Below are 25,051 nucleotides of genomic sequence, written 5' to 3'. Positions count from 1 at the left end.
TCACTCCATCGGTACTCATGTGACAGAGGCCGTGCAGGCGGGCCGGATTTTGCAGCGCACAATGCATAAAAGTACAGGTCTGCTGCAACGAGGCTTCTAGCGCGGCCTTTAGCAACTCCTCATTTTGGCGATGGGTGGCTTGTCGCTCGGGCGATGGCGAGGATCGCGCAACCGAAGACTTCCGCTTCCTGCGACTGTTCCTGGAGGAGAAAATCAATGAAACCAATTCGGCTCGCTGCGAGCATAAGCGCAGCTTTCATGCTTACCACGACCCTCTCGACCATGGCGCTGGCGGCGCCGGTCTGCTCGGCGCCGGTCAAGGTGCTGGCGCAACCGCGTGACGGGCTGACGCTGCTGGAGGCGTCCAAGGACGAGTTCCAGAAACTGGCCGGCGCCAGCTTCCAGATCGACTATCTCAACGAGAACGACCGCCGGGCGAAATCGCGCGCCGATGCGTCCACGGTGGGCAACTACAACGTCTACTATGTCGACGAAGCCAATGTCGCGCTGTTCGCCTCGTCGAAATGGATCGTGCCGCTCACCGACTATTACCCGGCTGACTACGACTACGCCGATTTCGACCCGGGCCGGCAGAAGGTCGCCACCTATGACGGCAAGGTGTGGTTCGCGCCGCTGACCGGCGGCGGCGACCTGATGGTCTACCGCAAGGACATTCTGGAAGCCGCCGGCATCCAGCCGCCGAAGACGCTGGACGAGTTGATCGCCGACGTGCCGAAGCTGACTGATCCCGACAAGGGCATGTACGGCATCGCGCTGCGCGGCGCGCGTGGCTCGGGCGCCAATGTCTGGCGCTGGATGCCGTTCTTCAAGGCCTATGGCGGAAAATGGTTCGACGGTGACAAGCCGGCTTTCAACTCCGAGGCCGCGGTCAAAGCGACCGAGACCTATCTTAAACTGTTCAAGGATTCAGCGCCCGGCACGCAGACCGGCAGCTGGGATGAATCGACCGGCGCCTTCCTGTCGGGCCAGGTTGCCATCTTGGTCGAATCGACGCCACTGTCGGGCATGGCGGTCGACCCGAAGACCTCGCAAGTGGTCGGCAAGATCGGCTTCCTGCCGCCGCCCTCGCCACTGACCGGCGGCGGCTACGGCCACGGCCTCGCCATCGCCGCCAAGGCCAATGCCGATGACGCCGCGAAGCAATGCGCCGGCCTGTTCATCGCCTGGGCGACGTCGAAGGAGAACGAGAAGCGCCGGCTCGACGCGCACCAATTCGGCGAGCTCAACCGCACCAGCGTGCTGTCCAGCAAGGAGTTCGCCGACATCTATGGCGCCGATCTCGGCCAGGCGCTTGCCGATACCGGCAAGGTGACGGCGGTGAACTTCTGGCAGGATCCGCGCTGGCCGGATCTCGGCGACCGCTGGGGCATCATCCTGGAAGAGCTGGTCACCGGCACGCGCACCGACGTCAAGGGCGGCCTCGACGAACTCGAGGCCTACGCCAACGAGCTGGTGAAGAAGAAGTAATCCTCCCGGCCGCGGCGCGCGGTCCACGGCATTCGACCGGATGCCGGGTCCTGTGCGCCGCGGGTTCTCCCCAAAAAAGGCACAGCCCGAGGATAGGCCATGCGCCGACGCTCTTCCCTGCCCGTGACGTTTCTGGTTCCGACGCTCACCATTCTTCTGGTGCTGTCGATGGTGCCGACGCTCTACGCCATCGTCATCGCCCTGCAGAACCGCGAGCTGAGCTCCTCGGACTATTCCTGGGTCTGGTTGTCGAACTTCATCGACCTGTTCGCCGACCGGCGTTTCCTCAACGCGGTCTGGGTTTCGGTGAAGTGGGAAATCGTCACCGTCGTGGCAACGATGATGGTGGCCATCGGGCTCGGCGTGCTGATGTTCGAAGTGGCGTCGCCGCGGCTGCGCAACATCTACTGCCTGCTGTTCATCATCCCGGTGCTGTTGCCGCGCGTGTCGGCGGCTTTCGTGTGGAAGTTCGCCTATCATCCGCTCTACGGCATCGCCACCTATCCCTACAGGCTGATCACCGGCGGGCTGATCTTCGACCCGCTGTCGAAGCCGTCGACGGCCCTGTTTGCCGTCGCCTCGGTCGATGTCTGGCAGTGGGGACTGTTCTTCGCGGTCATCGTGCTGAAGCTTCTGGAGACCTTGCCGCCGCAGCCGATCGAAGCGGCGCGGCTCGACCACGCCAAACGCTGGCAGATCCATGCCTATGTGACCTTGCCTATGCTGAAGGCGCCGCTGATCAGCCTGATGTTCGTCAAGATGATCGAATCGCTGCGCTCCTTCGACCTGATTTATGTGATGACGCGCGGCGGGCCGGGCGTGGCGACCGAGACGCTCGATATGTACGCCTTCTCGCAAGGCTTCATCGAATCCGGCAAGGTGTCCTATGCCTCGGCCATGGCGGTGCTGATGATGATCGCGACTGTCATCACCTTCACCATGCTGTGGAAGCGGGTGCAGGCATGAGGCCGTATCGCATGAGACCGGGCCGCCTTATCGGCAAGATCATCCTGGCCTTCGCCGGCTTCATGGCGGTGTTTCCGCTCGCCTGGACGGCGGTCAATTCGCTGAAGAACAATGTCGACATCATCACCCGCGTGCCGCGCCTGGTGTTTACCCCGACCTTCGACAATATCAGCTACATCATCGGCCGCGACAGCGTCATGACTGGTCTCTATAACTCGGTCATTTCCTGCGGCGTCGCCGTGCTGATCGGCGTCATGCTCGGCCTTCCGGCAGCCTATGCGGTGGCGCGCTATCCCAATCGCTTCGCTGGCGACATCCAGTTCTTCGTGTTGTCGCTGCGCTTCCTGCCCCCGGTGGCAGTCGCCATTCCGCTGATGGTGATCTGGCTGCAGATCGGGCTCTACGACACCTTGCCGGCGCTGATCGTCACCTATTCGCTGCTCACCATCTCGGTGATCATGTGGCTCGCCATTCCCGCCTTCCAGGCCGTGCCGAAGGAAATCGAGGAAGCCGCTTTCGTCGACGGCTACGGCGCTTACTCGGTGTTCTGGCGCATTGCGCTGCCGGTAGCGGCGCGCTCGCTGATCGGCGCCGTCGCCTTCAGCTTCGTGCTGGTGTGGAACGAATTCCTGATCGCGCTGATGCTGTCCAGTTCCAACGCCAAGACATTGCCGATCGTCGCTTCCGAACTTTCACAGCAAGGCATGAACGTGCCGTGGGGAATCCTCAACGCCTCGGTCGTGCTGTTGTCGCTACCGCCGCTGCTGTTCCTCGGCGTGCTCAGCGGCTTCCTGAATTCCGTTTTCCGGCAAAAAAAGACTTGATGCGAGGACTTACCTATGCGGGCACTGGTGCTTGAGAAAAAAGGCGAACTGTCGCTGCGCGAGATCGCGCTGCCGCTCGACGTCGGACCGGGCGATGTCAAGATCGCCATCCACACGGTCGGCGTCTGCGGCAGCGACGTGCACTATTACACCCATGGCGCCATCGGCAGCTATGTCGTGCGGGCCCCGATGGTGCTCGGCCACGAAGCCGCGGGAACGATCGTCGAGATCGGCGCCAATGTCGGCACGCTGAAGGTCGGCGACCGCGTCTGCATGGAGCCGGGCGTGCCGAACCTGTCGTCGCGCGCGACCAGGCTCGGCATCTACAATGTCGACCCTGACGTCTCCTTCTGGGCGACGCCGCCTGTGCATGGCGTGCTGGCGCCCTATGCCGTGCACCCGGCCGCCTTCACCTACAGACTGCCGGACAATGTCACCTTCGCCGAAGGCGCGATGGTCGAACCCTTTGCCATCGGCATGCAGGCGGCGCGCCGCGCCCGCATCGTGCCTGGCGACGTCGCCGTCGTCGTCGGCTGCGGCCCGATCGGCATCATGATCGCGCTGGCGGCGCTGGCCGGCGGCTGCTCGAAGGTGCTGATCTCCGATTTTTCCGCACCCAAGCTCAAGATTGCCGCGCAATATCCCGGCATCGTGCCGGTCAATATAGGTGAGCAATCGCTGGTCGACGCAGTCTCCGCCGCGACCGACAATTGGGGCGCGGATATCGTGTTCGAGGCGAGCGGCAGCCCGAAGGCATTCTCCGACCTGTTCGATGTCGTGCGGCCGGGCGGCGCGGTGGTGCTGGTCGGACTGCCGGTCGAACCGGTCAGCCTCAACGTTCCGGCGGCGATCTCCAAGGAAGTGCGCATCGAGACGGTGTTCCGTTACGCCAACATCTTCGACCGCGCGCTGCAGCTGATCGCCTCGGGGAAGGTCGACCTCAAGCCGCTGATCACCGGCACTTATGATTTCTCGGACAGCATCGAGGCCTTCGAGCGGGCGGCGCAAGGCAAGCCGCAAGACGTCAAGCTGCAAATCCTTCTTACCGGCGAGAAGGGCTGACCATGTCCGCGATCGTTTGCTCCCATGTCGACAAGGCTTACGGCGCCACTACCGTCATCCGAGACCTCAATCTCTCGATCGAGGAGCACGAATTCGTCGTATTCCTCGGCCCGTCCGGCTGCGGCAAGTCGACCTTGCTCAGGATGCTGGCCGGACTGGAGGATATCAGCGGCGGGGAAGTGTCGATCGGCGGCAAAGTGGTCAACGATCTCGAGCCCGGCGAGCGCGGCATTGCCATGGTTTTCCAGAACTATGCGCTCTACCCGCATATGACGATCTTCGACAACATCGCCTTTGGGCTCAAGCGACAGAAAGTGCCCCCGGCCGAGATCCGGAAGCGGGTCGAGGCGGTGGCAACGACGCTCGGCCTCGAACCTTACCTCGCCCGCAAGCCGACCGAACTTTCCGGCGGCCAGCAGCAGCGCGTGGCGATTGCGCGCGCCATGATCAAGACGCCGAAAGTGTTCCTGTTCGACGAGCCGCTGTCCAATCTAGATGCCAAGCTGCGCAACCACATGCGGGTCGAGATCGCCCGGCTGCATCAGTCGCTGAAGACCACCACCGTCTATGTCACCCACGATCAGTTGGAAGCGATGACGCTGGCCGACCGGATCGTGCTGCTCAGGGATGGCGTTATCGAACAGATCGGCTCGCCTGCGGAGATCTATCGCCAGCCGGGCAATCTGTTCGTCGCCGGCTTCATCGGTACGCCGAACATGAATTTCATCGACGTGGCCGTCGGGCGGAAGGACGAACGCTGGACGCTGACAGGCGGCGGCTCGAGCTTCTCCATAGAAGGCTCGGGCTTCGATCTACGCGGCGTCCAGCGCGCCGTGCTTGGAATCCGACCGCCGGACCTGAAGACCGCCGGCGCTCAGAGCATCAATCTTCTGCAAGGCACCGCCGACCTCATCGAGTTCCATGGCAATGACGCGCTGGTGACGTTCGCCTGCGGCGGCAAGGAGGTCGGCGCATTGGTATCGGCCCGCGAATGCCCGGCGTTGCGCGCGCCTGTGCGCTACACATTCGAGGAGGAGAGCGTGCATCTGTTCGACGCGGCGACCGGCGCATCCTTGAGCCGGCGAGAGGAGGCCTAGATTTGGTACGCAATTCCGGACGGAAAACCGTTTCACACTTTTCCTGGAATTGCTCTAGCTGATGGCGTCGAGCTCCTGCCGCTGGCGGTGCATTTCGAGGAAAATCCTGTAGTCGCGGTCGAAGCGGCCTGACGCGGCCGGGTTCGAGGTGCGCGCCCTGCCGCCTTGCTGCATGGCGACGCAAGCGGCATTCAGGTCCGGGAACAGACCGGCCGCGGTGGCGGCGACCATGCCGGTGCCGAGCAGAACGGCTTCGTCGGCCAGCGGCTCGATCACCGCGCAGCCGGTGGCGTCGGCATAAAGCTCCATCAGCAACGGGTTCTTGGTGTGGCCGCCGGTGACATGCAGCGTGTCGATGAGATAGCCGTTCTCGTTCAGCGCCTCCAGCACATGGCGCACGCCGAGCGCGATGCCGACGGCGGTGCGCCAATACAGCTTGCACAGACTGTCGAAGGAGGAATCCAGCGTCAGCCCGCTGACCACGCCGACGGCATGCGGGTCGGCAAGCGGCGAGCGGTTGCCGTGGAAATCCGGCAGCACATGCAACCTCGCCGCCAGCTTGTCGCCTTCGGTGCTGCGCAGTTCGGCGACGCGCCTGGCGATCTTGGCATGCATGGCCGCATCCGGCTCGCCGCCGGCGCCATGCCAGCGGATGATGTGGTCGAGCAAAGCCCCGGTAGCCGACTGGCCGCCTTCCGACAGCCAGAGCTTTGGCAGTGCGGCGCCATAGTATGGACCCCAGACGCCGGCGAAAGGCTGCGGATCGGGCGACATCGCCATGACGCAGGACGAGGTGCCGGCGATCAATGCCAGATGGCGGCCGATATTCTGCTCGTCGCCAGCAAAGCCGCCGAGCACGCCAAGCGCGCCGGCATAGGCATCGATGACGCCGGCGCCGACCCGACAGTTTTCGCTCAAGCCCAACTCCGCCGCCGCTTCAGGGGTGAGCGTGCCGATGTCTGCGCCGACAGCACTTGCCTTCTCCGGCAGGCTGCCGTGTTCGAACAGATCGCCAAGCCCGACCCTGTCGAAGAAGTCACGGCGCCAGCCGGTTTCCTCATGCGCCAGATAGGTCCATTTGGCGGTCAGCGTGCATTGCGAGCGCGCCAGCGACCCGGTCGCCTTCCAGGTCAGGAAATCGGTGAGGTCGAATAGGTAGCCGGCTTCATGCCAAGTTCCCGGCAGATTGCGCTTTAGCCACATCAGCTTCGGCGTCGCCATTTCCGGCGACATGACGCCACCGATATAGTCGAGTACGGCGTGGCCGCTATCGGTGCATTCATCTGCCTCGGCGATGGCGCGATGGTCGAGCCAGACGATGGTGTCCCAGCGCCGTTCGCCCGTCACCGAGACGCTGAGCTGGCCGGCATTCCTGTCCAGCACCACCAGCGAGCAGGTGGCGTCGAACGACATGCCGACAATATCGTCGGCTGACACACCGGCCTTTTCGCGCGCGGCACGCACCGCGATGCAGACCGCCGACCAGATATCCTGCGAATTGTGCTCGGCGTGATCGGCCTTCGGCTGGTTCATGACGATCGGATGCTCGGCGCGGCCGAGCAAGGTGCCTGACGTATCGAGAATGCCCGCGCGGGCGCTCCCGGTGCCGACATCGACCGCGCAAACGAAGCTCTTCGTCAAGATGCTTTTACTCTCGCTCCCTAGAGCCGTATGATTTCAGGTCTGTTCGACCTGAAATCTGAATCCGTCTCTAAATCAAAGAAGTAGAGCATGATGTCGTCCGAAAACCGCTTCACACTTTTCGGCATCATGCTCTAGCCTGCAATCAGATCGGGCAATTGCAGCATGTCCGCGAATATAAAGTCCGGTTCACTCGACGCAAGCCGCGCTTTCAAGGCCGGGTTGCCGGCGTGCGAACCGCCGGTGAAAGCAAAGACGCGCATACCGGCCGCACGCGCCGCCGCGATGCCGGCAGGGCTGTCCTCGATTACGATGCAATTACCGGGATGCGCGCGCATAGCAGCGGCGGCATGGAGAAAAAGATCCGGCGCCGGCTTGCCGCGCGCGACCATGGCAGCGCTGAACAGATGGGGCTCGAGCAGGCCGAGCAGGCCGGTAACGTCGAGCGCATAGCGAATGCGGTCGAGCGTGCCGGAGGAAGCGACGCAGCAGGGCACGCCCAGCCTCGGCAGGATGTCGCTGATGCCGGGAATCGGCTTCAGCTCCTCGCGGAATTTGCGCATCAGCTCGACGCGCATATCGGTCAGATGCACGTCGGTGATGTCGATGGTGAAATCGCGAAGAAGTATCTCGCGCACGCTCTTCATGCTCTTGCCGAGGAAATGCTCGTAGGCCGCATCCTCGCTGACCGAGCCCCCGGCGGCAGAGATCATGCCGAGCAGAGCCGAAACCGACAGCGCCTCGCTGTCGACCAGCACGCCGTCACAGTCGAAGATGACCAGTTCGGGCGTCATTGCGGCTGGCGTCAGAGCTTGCCGGAGATGTAGCGCGTCAGCGTCGCGCGCGTGCCATTCGCCCACAAGACGTTGAGCGCATGGGCAAAGACCTCGGCGAACGGCGCCGAGCGGCCGACACCGCCATAGATATCCTCCATCGCAAGCCAGGCACCGGGCTTATCCTTCGCCGCCTTCGCGCTTGCCTGCAGCCGGTCCCAGCTGGGATCGTTGGCTTCGATGTCGGCGCCGCTGTCGGTGGTGCCGAAACAGTAGCGGCACCACAGCGCGGACTCGAGCGCCAGACCCGCGACGCCTTTGCCGGCCTTCAGCCGGTCGGCAATGGTCGGGATGATGAATTTCGGCTGCCGGTTGGAACCGTCGAGGCAGAGCCGGCGGATGGTGTCGCCGATCTTGGGGTTGGAAAAGCGCTGCTCGATGAGCTGATAATAATCCTCCAGCACGGTGTCCGGCACCGGTGGCACGGTCGGGATGATCTCGTCATGCTCGAGCTTGGCGAGGAAGCCGCGCACCAGCGGCTCCTGCATCGCCTCATGGACGAAATGGATGTCCATCAACCCTGCGGGATAAGCGATCGTGGCATGACCGCCATTGAGGATGCGGATCTTCATCAGCTCATAGGGCGCGACATCCCTCACGAATTGCACACCGACCTTTTCCAGCGGTGGGCGGCCGTCGGTGAAACGGTCTTCCAGCACCCATTGCTTGAACGGCTCGCAGAACACCGGCCAGTTGTCCTCAAGGCCGAACTCCGAGGCGAGAATACCGCGCTCGCGGTCGGAGGTGGCGGGCGTGATGCGGTCGACCATGCCGTTGGGAAAGGCGACATTGTCGCTGACCCAGTTCGCCAGATCCTCGTCGATCAGCCGGGCCAGCCCAATGACGCCATCCGAGGTGACATGGCCATTATGAGGGATGTTGTCGCAGGACATGACGGTGAACGGCACGATGCCGTCGGCCCGGCGGCGCATCAGGCCCGCAAGGATGAGGCCGAACACCGTCTTCGGCGTCGTGCCTGCCTGTGCGTCGGCGACGATGTCGGGGTGGGTCGGGTTGAACTTGCCGGAGGCCGGATCGATGAAATAACCGCCTTCCGTGATGGTCAGCGAGACGATCTTGATCGCCGGATCGGCGAGCTGGTCGATGATCGCATCCGCATCGCCGGGCGTCAGGAAGTCGATCATGACGCCGGTGACGCGGGCGCTCATATGATCGGAATCCTGCTCGACCACGGTGGTCAGCCAGTCCTGCTCCTGCAGCTTGGAACGGCCGATTTTTTCGCCCTCGAAGACCCCGGCGCCGACCAGCGCCCAGTCATGGCCGATGCCTGCATTGAAGAGATCGTCGAGATAGACCGCCTGATGCGAGCGATGGAAATTGCCGACGCCGAAATGCACGATACCGGGTTTGAGCGCAGCGCGGTCGTATTTCGGACCGGCGACCTTGGCGGGGAGTTCCGAGAGGATCGAGGAGGAGAGTTTCACGGTCATTTTTCTACCCTTTTGGCCGGGCTGCGGCCTGCGTGATCCCGGCCCATCAACTCATCCATTGGCCGCCATCGACATTGTAGGTCTGGGCGACAATGTATTCGGCGTCGTCGCTGGCCAGGAACACCGCCATGCCGGTCAGGTCCTCCGGCTTGCCCATGCGGCCATAGGGCACGCCCTCGCCGACCAGCCGCTTCTTCTCGCCCTTCGCCCGGTTCTCATATTTGGCGAACAGCGCATCGACCTCATCCCACATATCGCTGTCGACGACGCCGGGCGCGATGCCATTGACGTTGATGCGGTGCTTGATCAGGTCGAGCCCGGCGGACTGGGTCAGCGAAATCACCGCGGCCTTGGTGGCGCAATAGACGGCGACCAGCGGCTCGCCGCGCCGTCCTGCCTGGCTGGCGATGTTGATGATCTTGCCGCCCTTGCCCCTTGCGATCATCGAACGCGCCGCTGCCTGCAGCATGAACAAAGTGCCGGCGACGTTGACGGAGAACAATTTGTCATAGCTCGCTTCGGTGATCTCGACGATCGGCGCCAAGTCGAACAAGGCAGCATTGTTAATCAGTATGTCGAGGCCGCCGGTCTTTGTTTCGACCGCCTTGACCGCCGCCTGGATCGAAGCAAGGTCGCTGACGTCGAGCCTGACCGGATAGGCGTTGGCGCCAATCTCGGCGGCCGTCTTTTCGGCAGCCGCCAGATTGATGTCGGCAATGGCCACCGTGGCACCCTCGCGCGTATAGGCTTCGGCAAAAGCCCTGCCGATGCCGCGCGCGGATCCGGTGATCAGCGCCGATTTGCCTTTCAGTCTCACTGCGTCAGCGCCTTTCCGTCGGGGCCGAAGCGATGCATGCGGACCTTGTCCGGCGTCAAATAGATGGTGTCGCCGTGGCGTACGGCCAGTTCGCCATCGGCGCGTACCGTCAGCGGACCGACGCCGTCGGCCTGGACATGCAGGAAGGTGTCGGAGCCCAGATGCTCGGCGACGCCGACAAGGGCTTTCCAGTCGCCCGCCGTGGTCGATATCCCCATATGCTCAGGACGAATGCCGATGGTCTTGGCGTTGTATTTGGCCGCCGGCGCACCTTCGATCAGGTTCATTTTCGGCGAACCGATGAAGCCCGCCACGAACAGGTTCTTCGGCGACTTGTAGAGTTCCATCGGCGAGCCGACCTGTTCGATGTTGCCGGCGTTGAGCACGACGATCTTGTCGGCCATGGTCATGGCTTCGATCTGGTCGTGGGTGACGTAGACCATCGTCGTCTTGAGCTGATGGTGCAGCTCGCTGATTTCGAGCCGCATGGTGCCGCGCAGTGCGGCGTCGAGATTGGACAGCGGCTCGTCGAACAGGAATGCCGAGGGCTGGCGCACGATGGCGCGGCCGATGGCGACGCGTTGCCGCTGGCCGCCAGAGAGCTGGCCGGGCCGGCGTTCGAGATAGTTGGTGAGGTTGAGGACCCGGGCTGCGTCCTTCACCTTCTTGTCGATCGTCGCCACATCCTCGCCCGCCATCTTCAGCGGGAAGCCGATGTTCTTGGCCACCGTCATATGCGGATAGAGCGCATAGGACTGGAATACCATGGCCAGCTTGCGCTTGGCCGGCGCCTCGCCGGTGACGTCACGGCCATCGATGTTGATGGTGCCCCCGCTGGTGTCCTCGAGCCCGGCGATGAGGCGCAGCAACGTGGACTTGCCGCAACCCGACGGCCCGACGAAGACGACGAACTCGCCATTCTCGATGACCAGGTCGAGGCCTGGAATGATGACCGTCGATCCGAAATGCTTGGAGACGTTCTTGAGCGTGATGTTTCCCATGGTTTCCTCCCCGAGGGGTTATTTGGCCGGATTGCTTCAGGCAACGTCCGTTATTTTACCGCACCGAAGGTCAGCCCGCGCACCAGCTGCTTCTGGCTGAACCAGCCCATGATCAGGATGGGCGCGATGGCCAGCGTCGATGCCGCCGAAAGCTTGGCCCAGAACAGGCCTTGCGGGCTTGAGAACGAACTGATGAAGGCCGTCAGCGGCGCCGCCTCGGTGGTGGTCAGGCGGATGGTCCAGAACGCTTCGTTCCACGCCAGGATGATGTTGAGCAGCATGGTCGAGGCGATGCCCGGCACGGCCATGGGGGTCAGCACATAGACGATCTCGCCCCACAGGGTGGCGCCGTCCATGCGTGCCGCTTCCAGGATCTCGCCGGGGATTTCGCGGAAGTAGGTGTAGAGCATCCAGATCACGATCGGCAGGTTGATCAGCATCAGCATGATCATCAGGCCGATGCGGCTGTCGAGCAGTCCGGCATCGCGGAAGATGAGGTAGATCGGGAACAGCACGGCAACGGCCGGCATCATCTTGGTCGAGAGCATCCACATCAGGATGTCCTTGGTCCACTTGCCCGGCGAGAAGGCCATCGACCAGGCGGCCGGAACCGCGACGATCAGGGCCAGGATGGTCGAGCCGACCGAGAGCAGCACCGAGTTGAAGAAGAACTTGAAGTAGCCGCTCTGCGCCTGGACCTCGGTATAGCTCTCGAACGTCCCCGACGGGATCAGCGCGAAGCCCTGGATGGCCTCCTGCTCCGACTTGAACGAGGTGATGATCGTGTAGAGGATCGGGAAGAAGATCAGCAGCGCGACGATCCAGGCGGCGCCTGTCGCAATGACCTTGTGTTGGGTGGTGACTGCACGTGCCATCGTATCCTCCCTTACTTGTCCAGGTTCTTGCCGACCGCGCGCATGGCGAAGAAGGCGACGATGTTGGCGAGAATGACGGCGATGACACCGCCGGCCGATGCCTGGCCGATTTTGAACTCCAGCAATGCCTTCTGGTAGACGAGGAAGGGCAGGTTGGTGGAGGCATAGCCGGGTCCGCCATTGGTGGTGACCAGGATTTCGGCATAGACCGACAGCAGGAAGATGGTCTGGATCAGGATGACAACGGTGATGGCGCGCGACATGTGCGGCAGCGTCAGATAGATGAAGCGGCTGACGAAGCCGGCGCCGTCCATCTCGGCGGCTTCCTTCTGCTCGCCGTCGAGCGACTGCAGGGCGGTCAAAAGGATCAGCGTTGCGAAGGGCAGCCATTGCCAGGCGACGATGATGATGATGGCCAGCATCGGATGCTGCCCGAACCAGTCGATTGGCTGGGCGCCGAAGAAGCGCGCAATGTCGGCAAAGACGCCGTATTGCGGGTGCATGATCATGTTCTTCCAGACAAGTGCAGCCACCGGCGGCATGACGAAGAACGGAGAGATGACGAGGATGCGCACGATCCCCTGTCCCCACATCGGCTGATCGATCAACAGCGCCAGCATGATGCCGCCGATCACGGTGATCAGCAGCACGCTGCCGACCAGGACGAGCGTGTTCAGGATCGATTGCAGGAATGCCGGGTTGGAATAGAACAGCGAGTAGTTCGAGAACCAGACGAAGCCGTCGCGGATCGGGTTCAGCGGATTGTATTGCTGGAAGGAGAACCAGAAGGTGATGACCAGCGGCACGATCATCCAGACGAACAGCAACACGACGGACGGCGCCATCATGAAGCGGGCAAGCGAACGGGTCTGCTGAGTAGCCATGACGGTCACCCTTCACTAGTCGGACTGAATTTTCACAGCGGGGAAAAAGCGGCCGCCCGAACTGGGACTCGGGCGGCCATCGCCGGTCAGGAGGCGACCGGCGTTCGGCACCGGGAGGAGCCTTACTTGATATAACCGCCTTCGGTCATGGTCGCCGTGGCGGCGTCCTGCGCCTGCTTGAGCGCGTCGTCTACGCTGGTCTGGCCGGCGAGCGCCGCCGAGAACAGCTGGCCAACGGTTGTGCCGAGGCCCTGGAACTCAGGAATGGCGACGAACTGCACACCGACATAGGGCACCGGCTTGACCGTCGGATGCGCCGGATCGGCGGCATTGATCGAGTCCAGCGTCATCTTGGCGAACGGGGCCGCCTTCTGGTACTCGGGATTGGCGTAGAGCGAGGAACGCGTTCCCGGAGGAACGTTGGCCCAGCCTTCCTTGGAAGCGACCAGTTCCGCATAGTGCTTGCTGGTCGCCCATGAGACGAACTTCTGGGCGGATTCCGCCTTCTGCGTGCCTGCGGGGATCGCCAGCGACCATGCCCAGAGCCAGTTGGCGCGCTTGCCGAGGCCATTGTCCGGCGCCAAAGCATAACCGACCTTGTCGGCCGCCTTCGAGGCCTTCGGATCCGAGACGAAGGACGCCGCCACGGTGGCGTCGATCCACATGCCGCACTTGCCTTGCTGGAACAGAGCCAGATTCTCGTTGAAGCCGTTGGACGAAGCGCCTTCCGGACCGTCGGCCTTCATCAGGTCGACATAGAACTGCAGTGTGTTCTTCCATTCCGGTTGGTCGAACTGCGGCTTCCAGTTCTCGTCGAACCAGCGGGCGCCAAACGAGTTGGACATGGCCGTCAGGAACGCCGTGTTCTCGCCCCAGCCGGCCTTGCCGCGCAGGCATACGCCGTTCACGCCATTGGCGCGGTCGGTCATCTTGTCGGCCGCCTGCTTGATGAAGTCCCACGTCGGGGCATCGGGCATGGTCAGCCCGGCCTTCTCGATCAGGTCCTTGCGGTACATGACGAAGGAGCTTTCGCCGTAGAAGGGCGCGGCATAGAGCTTGCCGTCGACCGAGAGGCCGCCGGCGATGGCCGGGATGATGTCCTTGGCGTCATAGTCGTCGCCGAGCTTGTCGAGCGGCAACAGCCAGCTCTGCTTGGCCCAGATCGGAACCTCGTAGGTGCCGATCGTCATCACGTCATACTGGCCGCCCTTGGTTGCGATGTCGGTGGTGACGCGCTCGCGCAGCACGTTCTCTTCGAGCGTGACCCAGTTCAGCTGGATGTCGGGGTTCGCCTTGGTGAAGTCGTCCGTCAGCTTTTGCATGCGGACCATGTCGCCATTGTTGACCGTGGCGATGGTGATGGATTCGGCGTGTGCGGCAAAAGCGAAAGCGCTGGCCGACAACAAGCCCAGGGTGAGCGTGCGCAGTTTCATCAAATTCCTCCCATGAACCAAGATGAGCATTTGCCTTGGTAATGGGCAATTACTCACTTGGCATAAATTATGTCAAGCCAGATTCGATGCTGCAGCGCAGCACGCAAGGCGGAGCGCGGCGTTGCGCGCGTAGAGGATATTGAACGGATTTGGGAAGCTGTTTGCAGGGGATGTGAGAGCGCGTTGATGCCGACCCATCGCAACCCAATCGTCGCGCCAGGGGAGCGATAGGGCCGAGTCCATCAGCCGTGGGACGGGTAGCTTCCGACGGAATATTCGAAAACCCTGCCGTCGCGTGTTTGCTTGGCTCTGGTCAGCACTTCCGTCACCTGGATCCAGCTGGGCTCGTCCTTGCGCAGCCTAACTTCCCGGCCGATTGCCTTCACGGCAGCTTGAAACGGCGTAAATGCTTCGATCACCTGCGTCGTGCGCACGGTGTTGTTTTCGATTTCTTCGACGCGATAGACTTTCATCAGCCGGCTGATCGACCCTGTTTCAATCTGCAGACGATTGATCCTGCTCAATTGGGTTCGTCACAAGCACAAGCCTATGCCGGGCGAGTGATATCGACAGCGTTTTTGTCAAGCTTGGTTAACCGGGTGGCCCGATCGCAGCTGTTTGTCCGCGAAAGCGAGCATTCGTCGCGGATCCATGGCTCGCTTTGCATCTCGGAAATCAATCCGCGAGTCGCTCGCCCTCAGGCGCAGGCGATCTCGGCCAGGATCCAGTCCCGGAAGGCTTTTATCTTCGGCACGTTGCGACGCGCCGTCGGGTAGACCAGCCAATAGGCGTGGCCGTCGTCGCCGACCAGGTCGAAGGGCTGGATCAGGCGGCCGGCGGCGAGCTCGGTCTTGAACAATGCGGTGGTCAGGATCGCCACACCATGGCCGGCGATGGCCGCGTTCGCCTCATAGGCCTGCGCGCCCATGCTGGTGCCGGTGCGCCTGGCAAGTTCGTCCGCCGGAACGCCGGCAAGGGCGAACCATTCCCGCCACCAGATGTCGCCGGGATCGAGAATGGGCAGCTTGAACAGGTCGGCGGGTTCGTGGACGCCACCGATGGTGGCAGCGAGTGCCGGACTCAGCACCGGGGTGAAATCGGCCTTGAACAAAAGATGGGTCTCCACTCCAGGCCACTTGCCGCTGCCGGAGCGGATAGCGATGTCCATGTCCTCGCGGGCAAAATCGATCACCCTGTTCGAGGTATCGACGCGCACCGCCAGCGACGGATGCGCGACCTGGAAGGAGCCGAGATGCTGCGCCAGCCAGTTCGAGGCAAAGGTCAGCAGCGTCGAGACACACAGCACACCATCGGCGCCCCCACGCGCGGCGGAATAGGCGCTTGAGAGCAGGCTGAACGCCTCGCTGACGGCGGGCGCCAGGCGCTGGCCGGGTTCCGTCAGCACAATCTGGCGCGGCTGGCGCAGGAACAGCGGCGAACCGATGCGCTCTTCCAGAAGCTTGATCTGGTAGCTGGCGGCGGCCTGCGTCATGCCGAGTTCCTGCGCGGCCTTGGTGAAGGAGAGATGCCGCGCGACGGCTTCGAACACCCTGATGGCCTGCAGCGGCGGCAACTGGGCGAGCTGTGGTGCCTTGAGATCGGGCATAAGCCCTCCTTATGGGTCGTGATCGACGTTTGATTGGCGGCAAGAGGCAATCAGGCCGATATCTGGTGTCAACGATCAATCAAGTTCAAGCATAGCGGAGGCTGAAGATCATGACCACGGTACAGCAAAAGCTCCATTCGACCCCGGCGCAGAGCTGGTTTTCCCTGCTGGCGCATGAATTTTCCCTGCTTGTGCACCGCCGGCGCGGCTACGTCGACGTCCGGGAGTTGTCGCCGCATCTGCAGCGCGACATGGGTTTTCTCGACGGCAACGACCCGTCCGGGCGCTGCAAATAAACGTGTTGGATTTTATCGATGGGCCGCTTAATCTATCAGGAACCGTCGAGCAAGGCCGTGGCGGTCCGCTCGTCGGTGATGAGGCCATTGACCAGCCGGCGGTTCACAGCGGCCAGGATGCCCGGCAATTTGCGCTCGCCCATGGCGAGCGCAATGACCAGCGACTTTTCGCGTGACGGCAAGGCTGCCGACGATACCCGGTCGTTGGTGATGCCCTCGATCATGCGGCCTTCCCGATCGAACACCCAGCCGACGATCTCGGCGACGCCGCCAGCCTTTTGCAACGCCTTCAGCTCGCTTTCCGAGATAAAACCGTCCTCGTAGAGCGGCGCCTTCGGGCCGAGATCGCCGATGCCGACAAAGGTCACGTCGGCTTCCGCGGCCAGCGCCAGCGTCGGTTGGATCATCGGCTGGGCAAGCAGCATCTCGCGCTCTTCCGGCGACGAGGCGATGACCGGCAGCGGCATCGGGAACGAGCGCGCCTTGACCCGGTCGGCCATGGTGAAGATGACGTTGTAGAAGGCGGCCGAACCGTCGGGCGAGATGTTGCCGGTCAAGGACACAACCTTGTGCTGCGAGCATTCCATCGGCGGCAATTGCTCGATCGCCGCCTTCAGCGTGCGGCCGGTGCCGATGGCCAAGACGATGGGCGTCGGTGACCGCAGCCGCCGCTCGATCTCGGCCGCGGCCGCCTCGGCAATGCCGATCGTGGTCGAGGATGAGGTTGGATCGCTCGGCACCACTTCGACGAGGTCGAGCGCGAAGCGTGACTTCAGTCTAGCTGCGAGATCAAGGCAATTGGCGATCGGGTGATCGACGCGAACCTTGATCAGCCCCTCCGACACCGCCAGCGACACCAGCCGCTGCGCCGTCTGCCGGGAAATGCCGAGCGTGGCGGCGATCTGGTCCTGGGTGTTGCCGGCAACATAATAAAGCCAGCCGGCGCGCGCTGCCTCGTCCAGCCTGCTGCTGCCGCCGTCTTGCCGCGAATTCAAAATGTGCCTCCAGCCCTGCCCCTTTGCCCGCCCTTAGGCGAAGCGTCATAGTCTTGCAGGGAATGTGTCGGCGCGCAATTGTCTATCGGCAGGGCAATTGCTTGCTGCTTCGATCCGGCCGCCGCGCGGCAACCAACCCAGCGAAAATCGCCAGCGGACGGGCTCGGCGGTTTATCTCCTGATACAAACGCTTTAAGGGGATCGGCAAAGGAGCCTCGCATGACGCCGAAAGCGGTTTTCTGGGATATGGACGGCACGCTGGTCGACAGCGAGCCGCTGCATGAGGCGGCCTTGGTGGCGGCGCTGCGCAGCGTCGGTATCACGCCGCCGGCCGACCTGCATGAGCGGGTGCTGGGCGTCGCCGCCGCACCGGTCTACGAGATGCTGCGCAGCGAGTTCGGCCTCGACCTGCCCTTCGACGACTGGATCGTGCGCAAATACGATCACTACATGCCGATGGCCGAGACGCTGAAGCCGCGCCCCGGCGCGATCGAAGTGTTCAACGAATTGCGCGCGCTCGGCGTGCAGCAGGCGGTGGTGTCCAATTCCGACCGGGTGATCGTCGATGCAAATCTGAGCGCCGTCGGCCTGATCTATCCCGGCATGCGCACGATCAGCCGAAACGACGTGCGCGAAGGCAAGCCGCATCCCGAACCGTTCCTGCGCGCCGCATGGCTGGCCGGCGTCGATCCTTCAGACGCGGTGGCTGTCGACGACAGCGTTACCGGCGCCACATCAGGCCTGGCCGCGGGGATGCGGACGATCTTCTGGCCGGAAGCGCCGATGGCAGGACCGAAGGGCGCTGTCGTGATCAACAGTGCGGAAGAGTTGCGGGCTCAGTTGGGACTCTGAGTGAGCCTATGAACGTCGGCGCTGCCCCTCATCCCCCTGGCGGGACCTTCTCCCCGTGAACGGGGAGAAGGGTGAACTCATTCAGCTGCGGTACACCGGCTCTTCGTCGTCGAGGATCGCCTTCAGCTCGGCGAGGTGACGCTCCGCCTGGCCGGGATAGTCGTCCATTTCGCTGGCGGCCTTTTCGGCAATGGCGTCGGACAGCGTGCGCAGCGGACGGCCGGTCCACAGCGCCTTGATGTAGGTCTCGGCGGCGCGTTCGAAATAGAACATGCGGTTGAAGGCGTCGGCGACGGTGTCGCCGATGACCATGACGCCGTGATTGCCCATCACCATCACCTTGACCTTAGGGTCGGTGAGCAGTTGCGAGCAGCGCTCGCCCTCTTCCTCGAAGGCCAGCCCGCCATAATGGGCGTCGACGACGTGGCGGTTGAAGAACATGGCCGAGTTCTGATCGATCGGCGGCAGGGTCGAGTCGGCCAGCGATGCAAGCACGGTGGCATGAATGGAATGCACATGCATGGTGCAGCGCGCATGCGGCACGTTGCGGTGAATGGCGCCGTGCAGGCCCCAGGCGGTAGGGTCAGGGGCGTTGGGACTGGTCAGCGTCTCGGGATCGTTGGCGTCGATCAGCAAAAGGTCGCTCGCCTTGATGCGCGAGAAATGCACCTGGTTGGGGTTCATCAGGAATTTGCTGCCGTCCTCGTTGACCGACAGCGAGAAGTGGTTGGCCACCGCCTCATGCATGTTGAGCCGCGCCGTCCAGCGGAAGGCGGCGGCAAGGTCGACGCGCTCCTCATAATAGGGCAGGTTGGTCAGCGTTTCCTTTTGCAGGCGGGCGATGCTCATCCGAAAACCTCCGTTTTTAAGAGAATGCCGCGCTCGGCCGTGGCCAGCAACCGCAAACTGCTGGGGCAGGCTGTCTTCGCATTGTCCGTTGTCCCAAAACCGCTACGCACTTTTGGGCGACATGCATTACGCCGCCGAGCGGGCCGACTGCAGCCCGCCATGTTCGACGATGAAGTCGATGACTTCCTGCAGGCCCTTGCCGCGCGACAGGTCGGTGAAACCGAACGGGCGCTTGCCGCGCATGCGGGCGGCATCGCTCTCCATGACATCGAGGTTGACGTTCACATAGGGCGCCAGATCGCTCTTGTTGATGACCAGGAAATCGGAACGGGTGATCGCCGGCCCGCCCTTCCTGGGGATTTCCTCGCCCTGGCAGACCGAGATGACATAGAGGGTCAGGTCGGCGAGGTCGGGCGAGAAGGTGGCGGCAAGATTGTCGCCGCCGGATTCGATGAAGACGATGTCGAGGTCGGGGAATTTCCTGTTCAGTCCGGCGATCGCCTGCAAATTGATCGAGGCGTCCTCACGGATGGCGGTGTGCGGGCAGCCGCCGGTCTCCACGCCGACGATGCGGTCCTCAGGCAGCGCCTGCAGGCGGGCCAGCATCATGGCGTCTTCCTTGGTGTAGATGTCGTTGGTGACGACGGCGATGGAGAAATCGTCGCGCAGCGCCTTGCAGAGCTTTTCGGTGAGCGTCGTCTTGCCGGAGCCGACGGGACCGCCGATGCCGATACGCAGGGGACCGTTGGCCTGAGTCATAGCGAAAAATCCGTCATGCCGAAAACTCCGTGATGGCGAGGATGGCGAAGCTGAGCCCGATCAACAGGCAGAGCGGCGAATAGAAGCTGACATCGAGCCGCGCAAAAGGCTGTTCCGGCGCCAGACGGCGCCACCACGGCGTGAAGCCGGCAATGCCGCGGCCGAGGAAGACCAGCCCTATGAGCAGCGCTGTGGCGGCAAGGCCTTCCCTTGGAAAGGGGGTGGCGAAGACCCCGGTCAGCGCCAGCGGCCACAGGGTTGCGAGGCACAGGCACGCGGCAACGGCGAGACAGGCAAACGGCGTCGGCATCTCGTCGACGCCGCGAAAGCCGACGACGGCGTGGGCGCAGGAGACGCCGTCCCTGCCCGGCCAGATGCCGCCAAGGCCCCAATAGACATGCAGCGCGGTGATCAGCAGCAGGACGGCCGAGAGGGCGAAGGCGAGGACGATCATGAGCGGAACAGCCTGGAATACTGCGTCTCGTGCTTCATCGCCATGATGTCGGAGATGAAGGCGCAGCCGCCGAGATCGTCCAATGTCGAGCCGGCGGCGCGCGCGGCCGTCGACAGCGCCAACGGCTCGAAGCCGGCGAGCAAGGCCATAGCGTCCGTCTGGCCGACGATTCCGAGTCGGATCGCCGCCTGGACGAGGTTGGAGAAGAAGGCCTGCAGGAAGGCCGACATCGCGTCCTGAAGCGCGATGCCGTTGCCGCCGGCAACGGCGCCGACGGCGACACAGTAGGCGCATTCGGCCGGCAGGCGGCCCAACGCCGGATTCGCCCAAGCCGCTGCCGCTTTCAGGAAGGCGGCGCCTTGCAGCATGGTTTCGGTGTGACGCTCACGCGAGCCGGCCAGCGCTTCGGCGAGATCGGCAATTTCATGGAGATCGCCGCCGTCGCGGGCGCGGCGCCAGGCTTCCGTGAAGAGCACGGCGTCGTTCCAGCCCGAGCCCATCTCGACCAGCGTCTCCAGCCAGAAGGCGAGGCTGGCGGTATCGGCAACCAGCCCGTCTTGCCCGGCGCGTTCGAGGCCATGGCTGTAGGCAAAGCCGCCGACCGGAAAGGCCGGCGACAGCCACGCCATGAGCCGCAGCAAAGCGATGCCGGATGGCTGGTCAGTCATGATCGTGATGGTGCCCGTCATGGGAATGGCTGTGCGAATGCGACTCGCTGTGTGCGTGGGAACGTCCATCATGGGAATGCGCTTCGGCGTGCGCATGCGCATGGCCATGATCGTGACCATGCGCACCTTGGGCGGAATAGGCGCCGCGCACCGGCTTGAACGGTTCGGAGACTTCGCGGACCGTGGCGCCCAGCCCTTCCAGCATAGCCTTGATGACATGGTCGCGCAGGATCAGGATGCGGCCGGGCTCGATCGCTGCCGCCAGATGGCGGTTGCCGATATGCCAGGCAAGCTCCGTCAGATGCACCGCATCGCGGGCGCGGATATCATAGACCTCTTCGGGTGCCGCGGTGATCTCGACCTGGCCGCCATCCTCCAGCACCAGCCGGTCGCCATCGTTCAAGGTCACGGGCTCGGGCAGATCGACCAGCACCTTGCTGCCGTCGGCAAGCTCAATGGCGCGGCGGCGCAAATGACGCTCGTCATGGGGCAGGACGGCACGGCCGGATGGCGGCGTAGTTCCGGCAGTGCCGGCAGGCACCACCGAGACGGCCCGGGGGAACTTGGTGAAGTCGGTGTTCAGGTTGAGTTTCATCGCATGGCTCCACCGTTAGCCTGGGCTCTCGCACGGGCAGGCCGCGCCAGGACGCGGTCGAAATACGCGTTGACGCGCTCGGATTCGATCGGAAATTTTCCGGCGCGGGCCCAGCCGCCCATGTCGCCCAACAGCACGTCGACGGCGGAAAACCGGTCGCCCAGCGCAAACTCCCGATCCCCCAGCCGGCCGTCGAGCGCCTTGGCCTCCGAGGCGAAATCGTAGGCGGCGGCGGGGCCGACATCGACCCGCACGTCCTTCGGCAACAGGAAGCGGTGGCGCAGCTTGTTCCACAGCGGCGCTTCGAACTCGGACTGGGCAAAATGCATCCAGGAATCCATTTCGGCGCGTCCGGCCACACCTGGATTGGCGCCCATGCCTTTGTCGGCGTGCTTGTCGGCGAGATAGACGCAGATTGCCGCCGAATCAGTCACCGTCAGTTCGCCATCGATCAGGATCGGCACCTTGCCCGACGGGTTGAGCGCATAGGCTTCGGGCGAACGCAATTTGACCTCGACGAATTCATAGGGCTGCCCGAGTTCCTCGAGCATCCACAGAACGCGGCTGACGCGGGATCCACGCGATCCGATGGCCTTGTACATGGTTGAACCCTCTTTCCTGCGACCCTAAACCATAGCCACTGTTCAGACGATGGTGTCGAAGAGCCGCAGGATGAACGATATCTGATAGATCAGCGTGCCGGCGACGAATGCGATGTGGAAGCGGCGGTCACGCACCAGTATGGCGGCGATGCACAACACCACGAAAACCGGCGTTCGGAACAGATATTCATTGCCGTAGCGGGCGAAATGCTCGGGACCCTTCAGCAGCGTGTCGACGACGTCGAGCAGATAGGTCGTCGCCAGCAGGCCGAAGAACCAGCCACGGCGTGAATAGAAGAAATCCTCGTAGCTGGTGTAGTCGAGCATCGAATCCGGAAACAGCAGCGCGCACAGCAGGAACAGCGTGATGGCGTAGAAGATCAGGAACAGGTACTTGCCGAAAGTCCAGACCTCTATGGTGTAGAGGCCGAACTCCCACCACCAGAAATGCACCAGCAGCAACAGCATGGAGGCGACCCAGCCGAGGTGCACGGGATAGAGCCTGTACTGGCCGGGATGCTGGACGATTCGCGCCACCCCCGACAGCAGGCGAGCGACGCCAAGTCCGATCACCATGCCCATGACGATGCGGATATGCGGGAAGATGTCGTGGGCGGAGGCTATTTCGGTGACCATGACCTGCTACGCGGTTCTTTGAGCCGCATATTGCGGTGGGACCGACCGGGTCGCAACGGAATTTGCCGGGTCGATCAAATCGCCCCTCGCCTCAAAACAGGAAATACCGCTGCGCCATCGGTAGCACGCTTGCCGGCTCGCAGGTCAGTAGCTCGCCATCGGCGCGCACCTCGTAAGTCTCCGGGTCGACTTCGACATGCGGCGTAGCGTCGTTGAGCACCATCGAATGCTTGCCGATGCCGCCACGGGTATTTTCGACCGCGACGAACTGCTTGTCGACGCCGAGCCTGCCATGCAGGCCTGAGTCCAGAGCCGCCTTGGAAACGAACGTCACCGACGAGTTGGTCCTGGCCTTGCCATAGGCGCCGAACATCGGGCGGTAGTGCATCGGCTGCGGTGTCGGGATAGAGGCGTTTGGGTCGCCCATCGGGGCTGCGGCTATCATGCCGCCGATCAGCACCATGTCCGGTTTGACGCCGAAGAAGGCTGGGTTCCACAGCACCAGATCGGCGCGCTTGCCGACCGCGATCGACCCGATGTCCCTGGACAGCCCATGCGCGATGGCCGGGTTGATGGTGTATTTGGCGATGTAGCGGCGGACGCGGAAATTGTCGTTGTTGCCGGTCTCCTGCGGCAATGACCCGCGCTGGCGCTTCATCTTGTCGGCGGTCTGCCAGGTGCGGATCGCCACCTCGCCGACACGGCCCATGGCCTGCGAGTCCGACGAGATGATCGAGAAGGCGCCGATATCGTGCAGAATGTCTTCCGCCGCGATGGTCTCCTTGCGGATACGGCTTTCGGCAAAGGCGATGTCTTCAGGGATCGACGGCGACAGATGGTGGCAGACCATCAGCATGTCGAGATGCTCGGCCAGCGTGTTGACGGTGTAGGGCCGCGTCGGGTTGGTCGAAGACGGAATGACGTTGGGCAGGCCGCAGACCTTGATGATATCGGGCGCATGGCCGCCGCCGGCGCCTTCGGTGTGGAAGGCGTGGATGGTGCGGCCCTTGATGGCGGCGACGGTGTTCTCCACAAAGCCGGATTCGTTCAGCGTGTCGGTGTGGATCATCACCTGCACGTCGTAATCGTCGGCAACCGACAGGCAGCAGTCGATGGCCGCCGGCGTCGTCCCCCAATCCTCGTGCAGCTTCAGCGAGCAGGCGCCGCCAAGCACCATTTCCTCGAGCGCTGCCGGCAAGGACGCATTGCCCTTGCCGGACAGGCCGATGTTCATCGGGAAAGCGTCAAAAGACTGGATCATGCGCGCCATGTGCCACGGTCCCGGCGTGCAGGTGGTGGCCAGCGTGCCGTGAGCCGGGCCGGTGCCGCCGCCGAGCATGGTGGTGATGCCCGACATCAGCGCTTCGTCGATCTGTTGCGGGCAGATGAAATGGATATGCGCGTCGAAGCCGCCGGCGGTGAGGATCTTGCCCTCGCCGGCGATGATTTCCGTGCCTGGTCCGATGATGATGGTGACGCCGTCCTGCGTGTCGGGATTGCCGGCCTTGCCGATCGCCGCTATGCGGCCGTCCCTGAGACCGATATCGGCCTTGAAGATGCCGGCTGAGGCATCGACCACCAGCGCATTGGTGATGACGGTGTCGACCGCGCCGCCGGCGCGCGACACCTGGCTCTGGCCCATGCCGTCGCGGATGACCTTGCCGCCGCCGAATTTCACCTCCTCGCCATGGACGGTGAGGTCCTTTTCGATCTCGATAAACAGCTCGGTGTCGGCCAGGCGCACTCTGTCGCCGACCGTCGGGCCATACATCTGCGCGTAGGCGGCGCGGGTAATTCTAGCCATCAGTCAATGCTCCCCAAACGAGAGTCCGGCCGCAGCCGAACTCCACATCGTCGCCATTCAATGGTCATGCAATGACCCGCTCGGCGACACCTTCTGATCCCATTTGGCCGTTGAGGTTGACGTGCCACCCCAAACCGCCCGTTTGCCAAACCCTTGGCCAAATCGATGAAAGGAAAATACATGCGCAAAATCATCGTTCTTGCAGCCGCCGCCACGCTGGCCTCCGCAACCGTAGCCGGCGCCCAGCAACAGCCCACGCCGCAACCGAAGCCGGCGGCGCCCAGCGCTCAGCCGGCGGCGCCGGCAATCCAGAAGGTCAACATCGTCGATATCAGCGAATTGCCCAAGGCCACCCAGACGCAGGTCAATCAGGTGATCGCCCAGCGTGGCGATGCCGGGCTGCAGAAACTGCGCTCTTCGATCGACGCGACGCCGCAGATCAAGTCGGCGCTCGAAGCCAAGGGGCTCACCTCGGCACAGGTGGTCGCCGCCAGCATGACCACCGATGGCGCGCTGACCCTTGTCACCAAGAAGGCAAGCTGAAAGAAGCGCTTGGCGGGCCG

27 protein-coding genes are annotated in these 25,051 nt (G+C 63.2%); 8 read left to right on the top strand and 19 right to left on the bottom strand.

Translation table 11 applies throughout. The features are described 5' to 3' along the window. The first annotated feature begins 216 nt into the window (after positions 1-216). The 5 genes from NKJ18_RS23980 (at position 217) to NKJ18_RS23960 (ending at position 5,437) form a co-directional block, all read left to right on the top strand. The gene (locus tag NKJ18_RS23980; RefSeq protein ID WP_023693095.1) at positions 217-1,488 is read left to right on the top strand and encodes an ABC transporter substrate-binding protein; all 1,272 of its coding nucleotides are present in this window, start codon (positions 217-219) and stop codon (positions 1,486-1,488) included. 99 nt (positions 1,489-1,587) lie between these two features. Next, complete coding sequence (locus NKJ18_RS23975) at positions 1,588-2,454, top strand: carbohydrate ABC transporter permease (RefSeq protein WP_023826631.1); 867 nt, start codon at positions 1,588-1,590, stop codon at positions 2,452-2,454. 11 nt (positions 2,455-2,465) lie between these two features. Then, a complete protein-coding gene (locus NKJ18_RS23970; RefSeq protein WP_023671259.1) occupies positions 2,466-3,278 on the top strand; it encodes a carbohydrate ABC transporter permease in 813 nt (270 codons plus the stop codon). 15 nt (positions 3,279-3,293) lie between these two features. Continuing rightward, positions 3,294-4,340, top strand: a complete 1,047-nt coding sequence (locus tag NKJ18_RS23965) for an NAD(P)-dependent alcohol dehydrogenase (RefSeq protein ID WP_023700456.1) — start codon at positions 3,294-3,296, stop codon at positions 4,338-4,340. Between the two features lie 2 nt (positions 4,341-4,342). Continuing rightward, positions 4,343-5,437 carry an ABC transporter ATP-binding protein gene (locus tag NKJ18_RS23960; RefSeq protein ID WP_352759949.1) on the top strand — a complete coding sequence of 365 codons (1,095 nt, stop codon included), beginning with the start codon at positions 4,343-4,345 and terminating at the stop codon, positions 5,435-5,437. A gap of 54 nt (positions 5,438-5,491) precedes the next feature. Here the strand turns inward: NKJ18_RS23960 and NKJ18_RS23955 are convergent, their stop codons facing one another. The 10 genes from NKJ18_RS23955 to NKJ18_RS23910 all read right to left on the bottom strand — a co-directional run bounded on the left by NKJ18_RS23955 (position 5,492) and on the right by NKJ18_RS23910 (position 15,978). After that, complete coding sequence (locus tag NKJ18_RS23955) at positions 5,492-7,078, bottom strand: FGGY-family carbohydrate kinase (protein ID WP_023750399.1); 1,587 nt, start codon at positions 7,076-7,078, stop codon at positions 5,492-5,494. A 134-nt stretch (positions 7,079-7,212) separates the two neighbouring features. Further along, positions 7,213-7,872, bottom strand: coding sequence for an HAD family hydrolase (locus NKJ18_RS23950; protein WP_023683588.1), 660 nt, complete (start codon positions 7,870-7,872; stop codon positions 7,213-7,215). Positions 7,873-7,883: 11 nt separating this feature from the next. After that, complete coding sequence (locus NKJ18_RS23945; protein WP_352543903.1) at positions 7,884-9,362, bottom strand: mannitol dehydrogenase family protein; 1,479 nt, start codon at positions 9,360-9,362, stop codon at positions 7,884-7,886. A gap of 46 nt (positions 9,363-9,408) precedes the next feature. Then, positions 9,409-10,179, bottom strand: a complete 771-nt coding sequence (locus NKJ18_RS23940; RefSeq protein WP_352519361.1) for an L-iditol 2-dehydrogenase — start codon at positions 10,177-10,179, stop codon at positions 9,409-9,411. After that, the gene (locus tag NKJ18_RS23935) at positions 10,176-11,180 is read right to left on the bottom strand and encodes an ABC transporter ATP-binding protein (RefSeq protein WP_023689168.1); all 1,005 of its coding nucleotides are present in this window, start codon (positions 11,178-11,180) and stop codon (positions 10,176-10,178) included. The genes NKJ18_RS23940 and NKJ18_RS23935 overlap by 4 nt, the downstream gene beginning before the upstream one ends. Before the next feature lie 50 nt (positions 11,181-11,230). Then, positions 11,231-12,055, bottom strand: a complete 825-nt coding sequence (locus tag NKJ18_RS23930; RefSeq protein ID WP_023671250.1) for a carbohydrate ABC transporter permease — start codon at positions 12,053-12,055, stop codon at positions 11,231-11,233. Between the two features lie 11 nt (positions 12,056-12,066). Continuing rightward, positions 12,067-12,939 (bottom strand): carbohydrate ABC transporter permease, encoded by an 873-nt coding sequence (locus NKJ18_RS23925; RefSeq protein ID WP_023711367.1) that lies wholly within the window; start codon positions 12,937-12,939, stop codon positions 12,067-12,069. A 122-nt stretch (positions 12,940-13,061) separates the two neighbouring features. Then, positions 13,062-14,372 (bottom strand): ABC transporter substrate-binding protein, encoded by a 1,311-nt coding sequence (locus NKJ18_RS23920; RefSeq protein ID WP_352759945.1) that lies wholly within the window; start codon positions 14,370-14,372, stop codon positions 13,062-13,064. 242 nt (positions 14,373-14,614) lie between these two features. After that, the gene (locus NKJ18_RS23915) at positions 14,615-14,896 is read right to left on the bottom strand and encodes a hypothetical protein (protein ID WP_023683593.1); all 282 of its coding nucleotides are present in this window, start codon (positions 14,894-14,896) and stop codon (positions 14,615-14,617) included. 173 nt (positions 14,897-15,069) lie between these two features. After that, positions 15,070-15,978, bottom strand: a complete 909-nt coding sequence (locus NKJ18_RS23910; protein ID WP_023671245.1) for a LysR substrate-binding domain-containing protein — start codon at positions 15,976-15,978, stop codon at positions 15,070-15,072. Between the two features lie 110 nt (positions 15,979-16,088). Between NKJ18_RS23910 and NKJ18_RS23905 the strand changes: the two genes are divergently transcribed. Beyond that, positions 16,089-16,274 (top strand): hypothetical protein, encoded by a 186-nt coding sequence (locus NKJ18_RS23905; RefSeq protein WP_023746512.1) that lies wholly within the window; start codon positions 16,089-16,091, stop codon positions 16,272-16,274. A gap of 35 nt (positions 16,275-16,309) precedes the next feature. Here NKJ18_RS23905 and NKJ18_RS23900 read toward each other — a convergent pair whose 3' ends face one another. Continuing rightward, a complete protein-coding gene (locus NKJ18_RS23900; RefSeq protein WP_023671243.1) occupies positions 16,310-17,269 on the bottom strand; it encodes a sugar-binding transcriptional regulator in 960 nt (319 codons plus the stop codon). Positions 17,270-17,488: 219 nt separating this feature from the next. Between NKJ18_RS23900 and NKJ18_RS23895 the strand changes: the two genes are divergently transcribed. Further along, on the top strand, positions 17,489-18,121 hold the full coding sequence (locus tag NKJ18_RS23895) for an HAD family hydrolase (RefSeq protein WP_023671242.1): 633 nt from the start codon (positions 17,489-17,491) through the stop codon (positions 18,119-18,121). Between the two features lie 81 nt (positions 18,122-18,202). Here NKJ18_RS23895 and NKJ18_RS23890 read toward each other — a convergent pair whose 3' ends face one another. The 8 genes from NKJ18_RS23890 to ureC all read right to left on the bottom strand — a co-directional run bounded on the left by NKJ18_RS23890 (position 18,203) and on the right by ureC (position 24,488). Further along, entirely contained in the window at positions 18,203-18,970 is a 768-nt protein-coding gene (locus NKJ18_RS23890; RefSeq protein ID WP_023683596.1) for a class II aldolase and adducin N-terminal domain-containing protein, read from the bottom strand. 126 nt (positions 18,971-19,096) lie between these two features. Then, positions 19,097-19,729 carry an urease accessory protein UreG gene (gene ureG / locus NKJ18_RS23885; RefSeq protein WP_023671240.1) on the bottom strand — a complete coding sequence of 211 codons (633 nt, stop codon included), beginning with the start codon at positions 19,727-19,729 and terminating at the stop codon, positions 19,097-19,099. A 13-nt stretch (positions 19,730-19,742) separates the two neighbouring features. Next, positions 19,743-20,183: a DUF3995 domain-containing protein gene (locus NKJ18_RS23880; protein ID WP_023683597.1), complete on the bottom strand. Its 441-nt coding sequence runs from the start codon at positions 20,181-20,183 to the stop codon at positions 19,743-19,745. Further along, positions 20,180-20,851, bottom strand: a complete 672-nt coding sequence (locus NKJ18_RS23875) for an urease accessory protein UreF (protein ID WP_352760029.1) — start codon at positions 20,849-20,851, stop codon at positions 20,180-20,182. Before NKJ18_RS23875 ends, NKJ18_RS23880 begins: the two co-directional genes overlap by 4 nt. Then, positions 20,844-21,446, bottom strand: coding sequence for an urease accessory protein UreE (gene ureE, locus NKJ18_RS23870; protein ID WP_023683599.1), 603 nt, complete (start codon positions 21,444-21,446; stop codon positions 20,844-20,846). Before ureE ends, NKJ18_RS23875 begins: the two co-directional genes overlap by 8 nt. Beyond that, positions 21,443-22,048 (bottom strand): glutathione S-transferase family protein, encoded by a 606-nt coding sequence (locus tag NKJ18_RS23865; RefSeq protein WP_023683600.1) that lies wholly within the window; start codon positions 22,046-22,048, stop codon positions 21,443-21,445. Before NKJ18_RS23865 ends, ureE begins: the two co-directional genes overlap by 4 nt. 42 nt (positions 22,049-22,090) lie before the next feature. Next, positions 22,091-22,684 carry a hypothetical protein gene (locus NKJ18_RS23860; protein WP_023683601.1) on the bottom strand — a complete coding sequence of 198 codons (594 nt, stop codon included), beginning with the start codon at positions 22,682-22,684 and terminating at the stop codon, positions 22,091-22,093. Positions 22,685-22,775: 91 nt separating this feature from the next. Continuing rightward, on the bottom strand, positions 22,776-24,488 hold the full coding sequence (gene ureC, locus NKJ18_RS23855) for an urease subunit alpha (protein WP_502906175.1): 1,713 nt from the start codon (positions 24,486-24,488) through the stop codon (positions 22,776-22,778). A gap of 180 nt (positions 24,489-24,668) precedes the next feature. On the opposite strand from ureC, the gene NKJ18_RS23850 reads away from it, so the two are divergent. Then, a complete protein-coding gene (locus tag NKJ18_RS23850) occupies positions 24,669-25,031 on the top strand; it encodes a hypothetical protein (RefSeq protein ID WP_023671233.1) in 363 nt (120 codons plus the stop codon). Positions 25,032-25,051 lie beyond the last annotated feature (20 nt).

The sequence above is a fragment of the Mesorhizobium sp. M0217 genome, assembly GCF_040321955.1.
In the GTDB taxonomy this organism is placed as follows: domain Bacteria; phylum Pseudomonadota; class Alphaproteobacteria; order Rhizobiales; family Rhizobiaceae; genus Mesorhizobium.
The sequence above is the reverse complement of the archived record's forward strand: the minus strand, read 5'-3'. Positions and strand labels throughout refer to the sequence as shown.

Excerpts from the sequence above, each read along its gene's own strand:
- NKJ18_RS23925 (WP_023711367.1), bottom strand. The coding sequence starts at position 12,939 with ATGGCTACTCAGCAGACCCGTTCGCTTGCCCGCTTCATGATGGCGCCG.
- NKJ18_RS23850 (WP_023671233.1), top strand. The coding sequence starts at position 24,669 with ATGCGCAAAATCATCGTTCTTGCAGCCGCCGCCACGCTGGCCTCCGCA.
- NKJ18_RS23865 (WP_023683600.1), bottom strand. The coding sequence starts at position 22,048 with ATGTACAAGGCCATCGGATCGCGTGGATCCCGCGTCAGCCGCGTTCTG.
- NKJ18_RS23980 (WP_023693095.1), top strand. The coding sequence starts at position 217 with ATGAAACCAATTCGGCTCGCTGCGAGCATAAGCGCAGCTTTCATGCTT.
- NKJ18_RS23880 (WP_023683597.1), bottom strand. The coding sequence starts at position 20,183 with ATGATCGTCCTCGCCTTCGCCCTCTCGGCCGTCCTGCTGCTGATCACC.
- NKJ18_RS23960 (WP_352759949.1), top strand. The coding sequence starts at position 4,343 with ATGTCCGCGATCGTTTGCTCCCATGTCGACAAGGCTTACGGCGCCACT.
- NKJ18_RS23860 (WP_023683601.1), bottom strand. The coding sequence starts at position 22,684 with ATGGTCACCGAAATAGCCTCCGCCCACGACATCTTCCCGCATATCCGC.
- NKJ18_RS23970 (WP_023671259.1), top strand. The coding sequence starts at position 2,466 with ATGAGACCGGGCCGCCTTATCGGCAAGATCATCCTGGCCTTCGCCGGC.
- NKJ18_RS23950 (WP_023683588.1), bottom strand. The coding sequence starts at position 7,872 with ATGACGCCCGAACTGGTCATCTTCGACTGTGACGGCGTGCTGGTCGAC.
- NKJ18_RS23910 (WP_023671245.1), bottom strand. The coding sequence starts at position 15,978 with ATGCCCGATCTCAAGGCACCACAGCTCGCCCAGTTGCCGCCGCTGCAG.
- NKJ18_RS23890 (WP_023683596.1), bottom strand. The coding sequence starts at position 18,970 with ATGAGCATCGCCCGCCTGCAAAAGGAAACGCTGACCAACCTGCCCTAT.
- NKJ18_RS23905 (WP_023746512.1), top strand. The coding sequence starts at position 16,089 with ATGACCACGGTACAGCAAAAGCTCCATTCGACCCCGGCGCAGAGCTGG.
- NKJ18_RS23895 (WP_023671242.1), top strand. The coding sequence starts at position 17,489 with ATGACGCCGAAAGCGGTTTTCTGGGATATGGACGGCACGCTGGTCGAC.
- NKJ18_RS23930 (WP_023671250.1), bottom strand. The coding sequence starts at position 12,055 with ATGGCACGTGCAGTCACCACCCAACACAAGGTCATTGCGACAGGCGCC.
- ureC (WP_502906175.1), bottom strand. The coding sequence starts at position 24,488 with ATGGCTAGAATTACCCGCGCCGCCTACGCGCAGATGTATGGCCCGACG.
- NKJ18_RS23975 (WP_023826631.1), top strand. The coding sequence starts at position 1,588 with ATGCGCCGACGCTCTTCCCTGCCCGTGACGTTTCTGGTTCCGACGCTC.
- NKJ18_RS23920 (WP_352759945.1), bottom strand. The coding sequence starts at position 14,372 with ATGAAACTGCGCACGCTCACCCTGGGCTTGTTGTCGGCCAGCGCTTTC.
- NKJ18_RS23875 (WP_352760029.1), bottom strand. The coding sequence starts at position 20,851 with ATGACTGACCAGCCATCCGGCATCGCTTTGCTGCGGCTCATGGCGTGG.
- ureE (WP_023683599.1), bottom strand. The coding sequence starts at position 21,446 with ATGAAACTCAACCTGAACACCGACTTCACCAAGTTCCCCCGGGCCGTC.
- ureG (WP_023671240.1), bottom strand. The coding sequence starts at position 19,729 with ATGACTCAGGCCAACGGTCCCCTGCGTATCGGCATCGGCGGTCCCGTC.
- NKJ18_RS23945 (WP_352543903.1), bottom strand. The coding sequence starts at position 9,362 with ATGACCGTGAAACTCTCCTCCTCGATCCTCTCGGAACTCCCCGCCAAG.
- NKJ18_RS23935 (WP_023689168.1), bottom strand. The coding sequence starts at position 11,180 with ATGGGAAACATCACGCTCAAGAACGTCTCCAAGCATTTCGGATCGACG.
- NKJ18_RS23965 (WP_023700456.1), top strand. The coding sequence starts at position 3,294 with ATGCGGGCACTGGTGCTTGAGAAAAAAGGCGAACTGTCGCTGCGCGAG.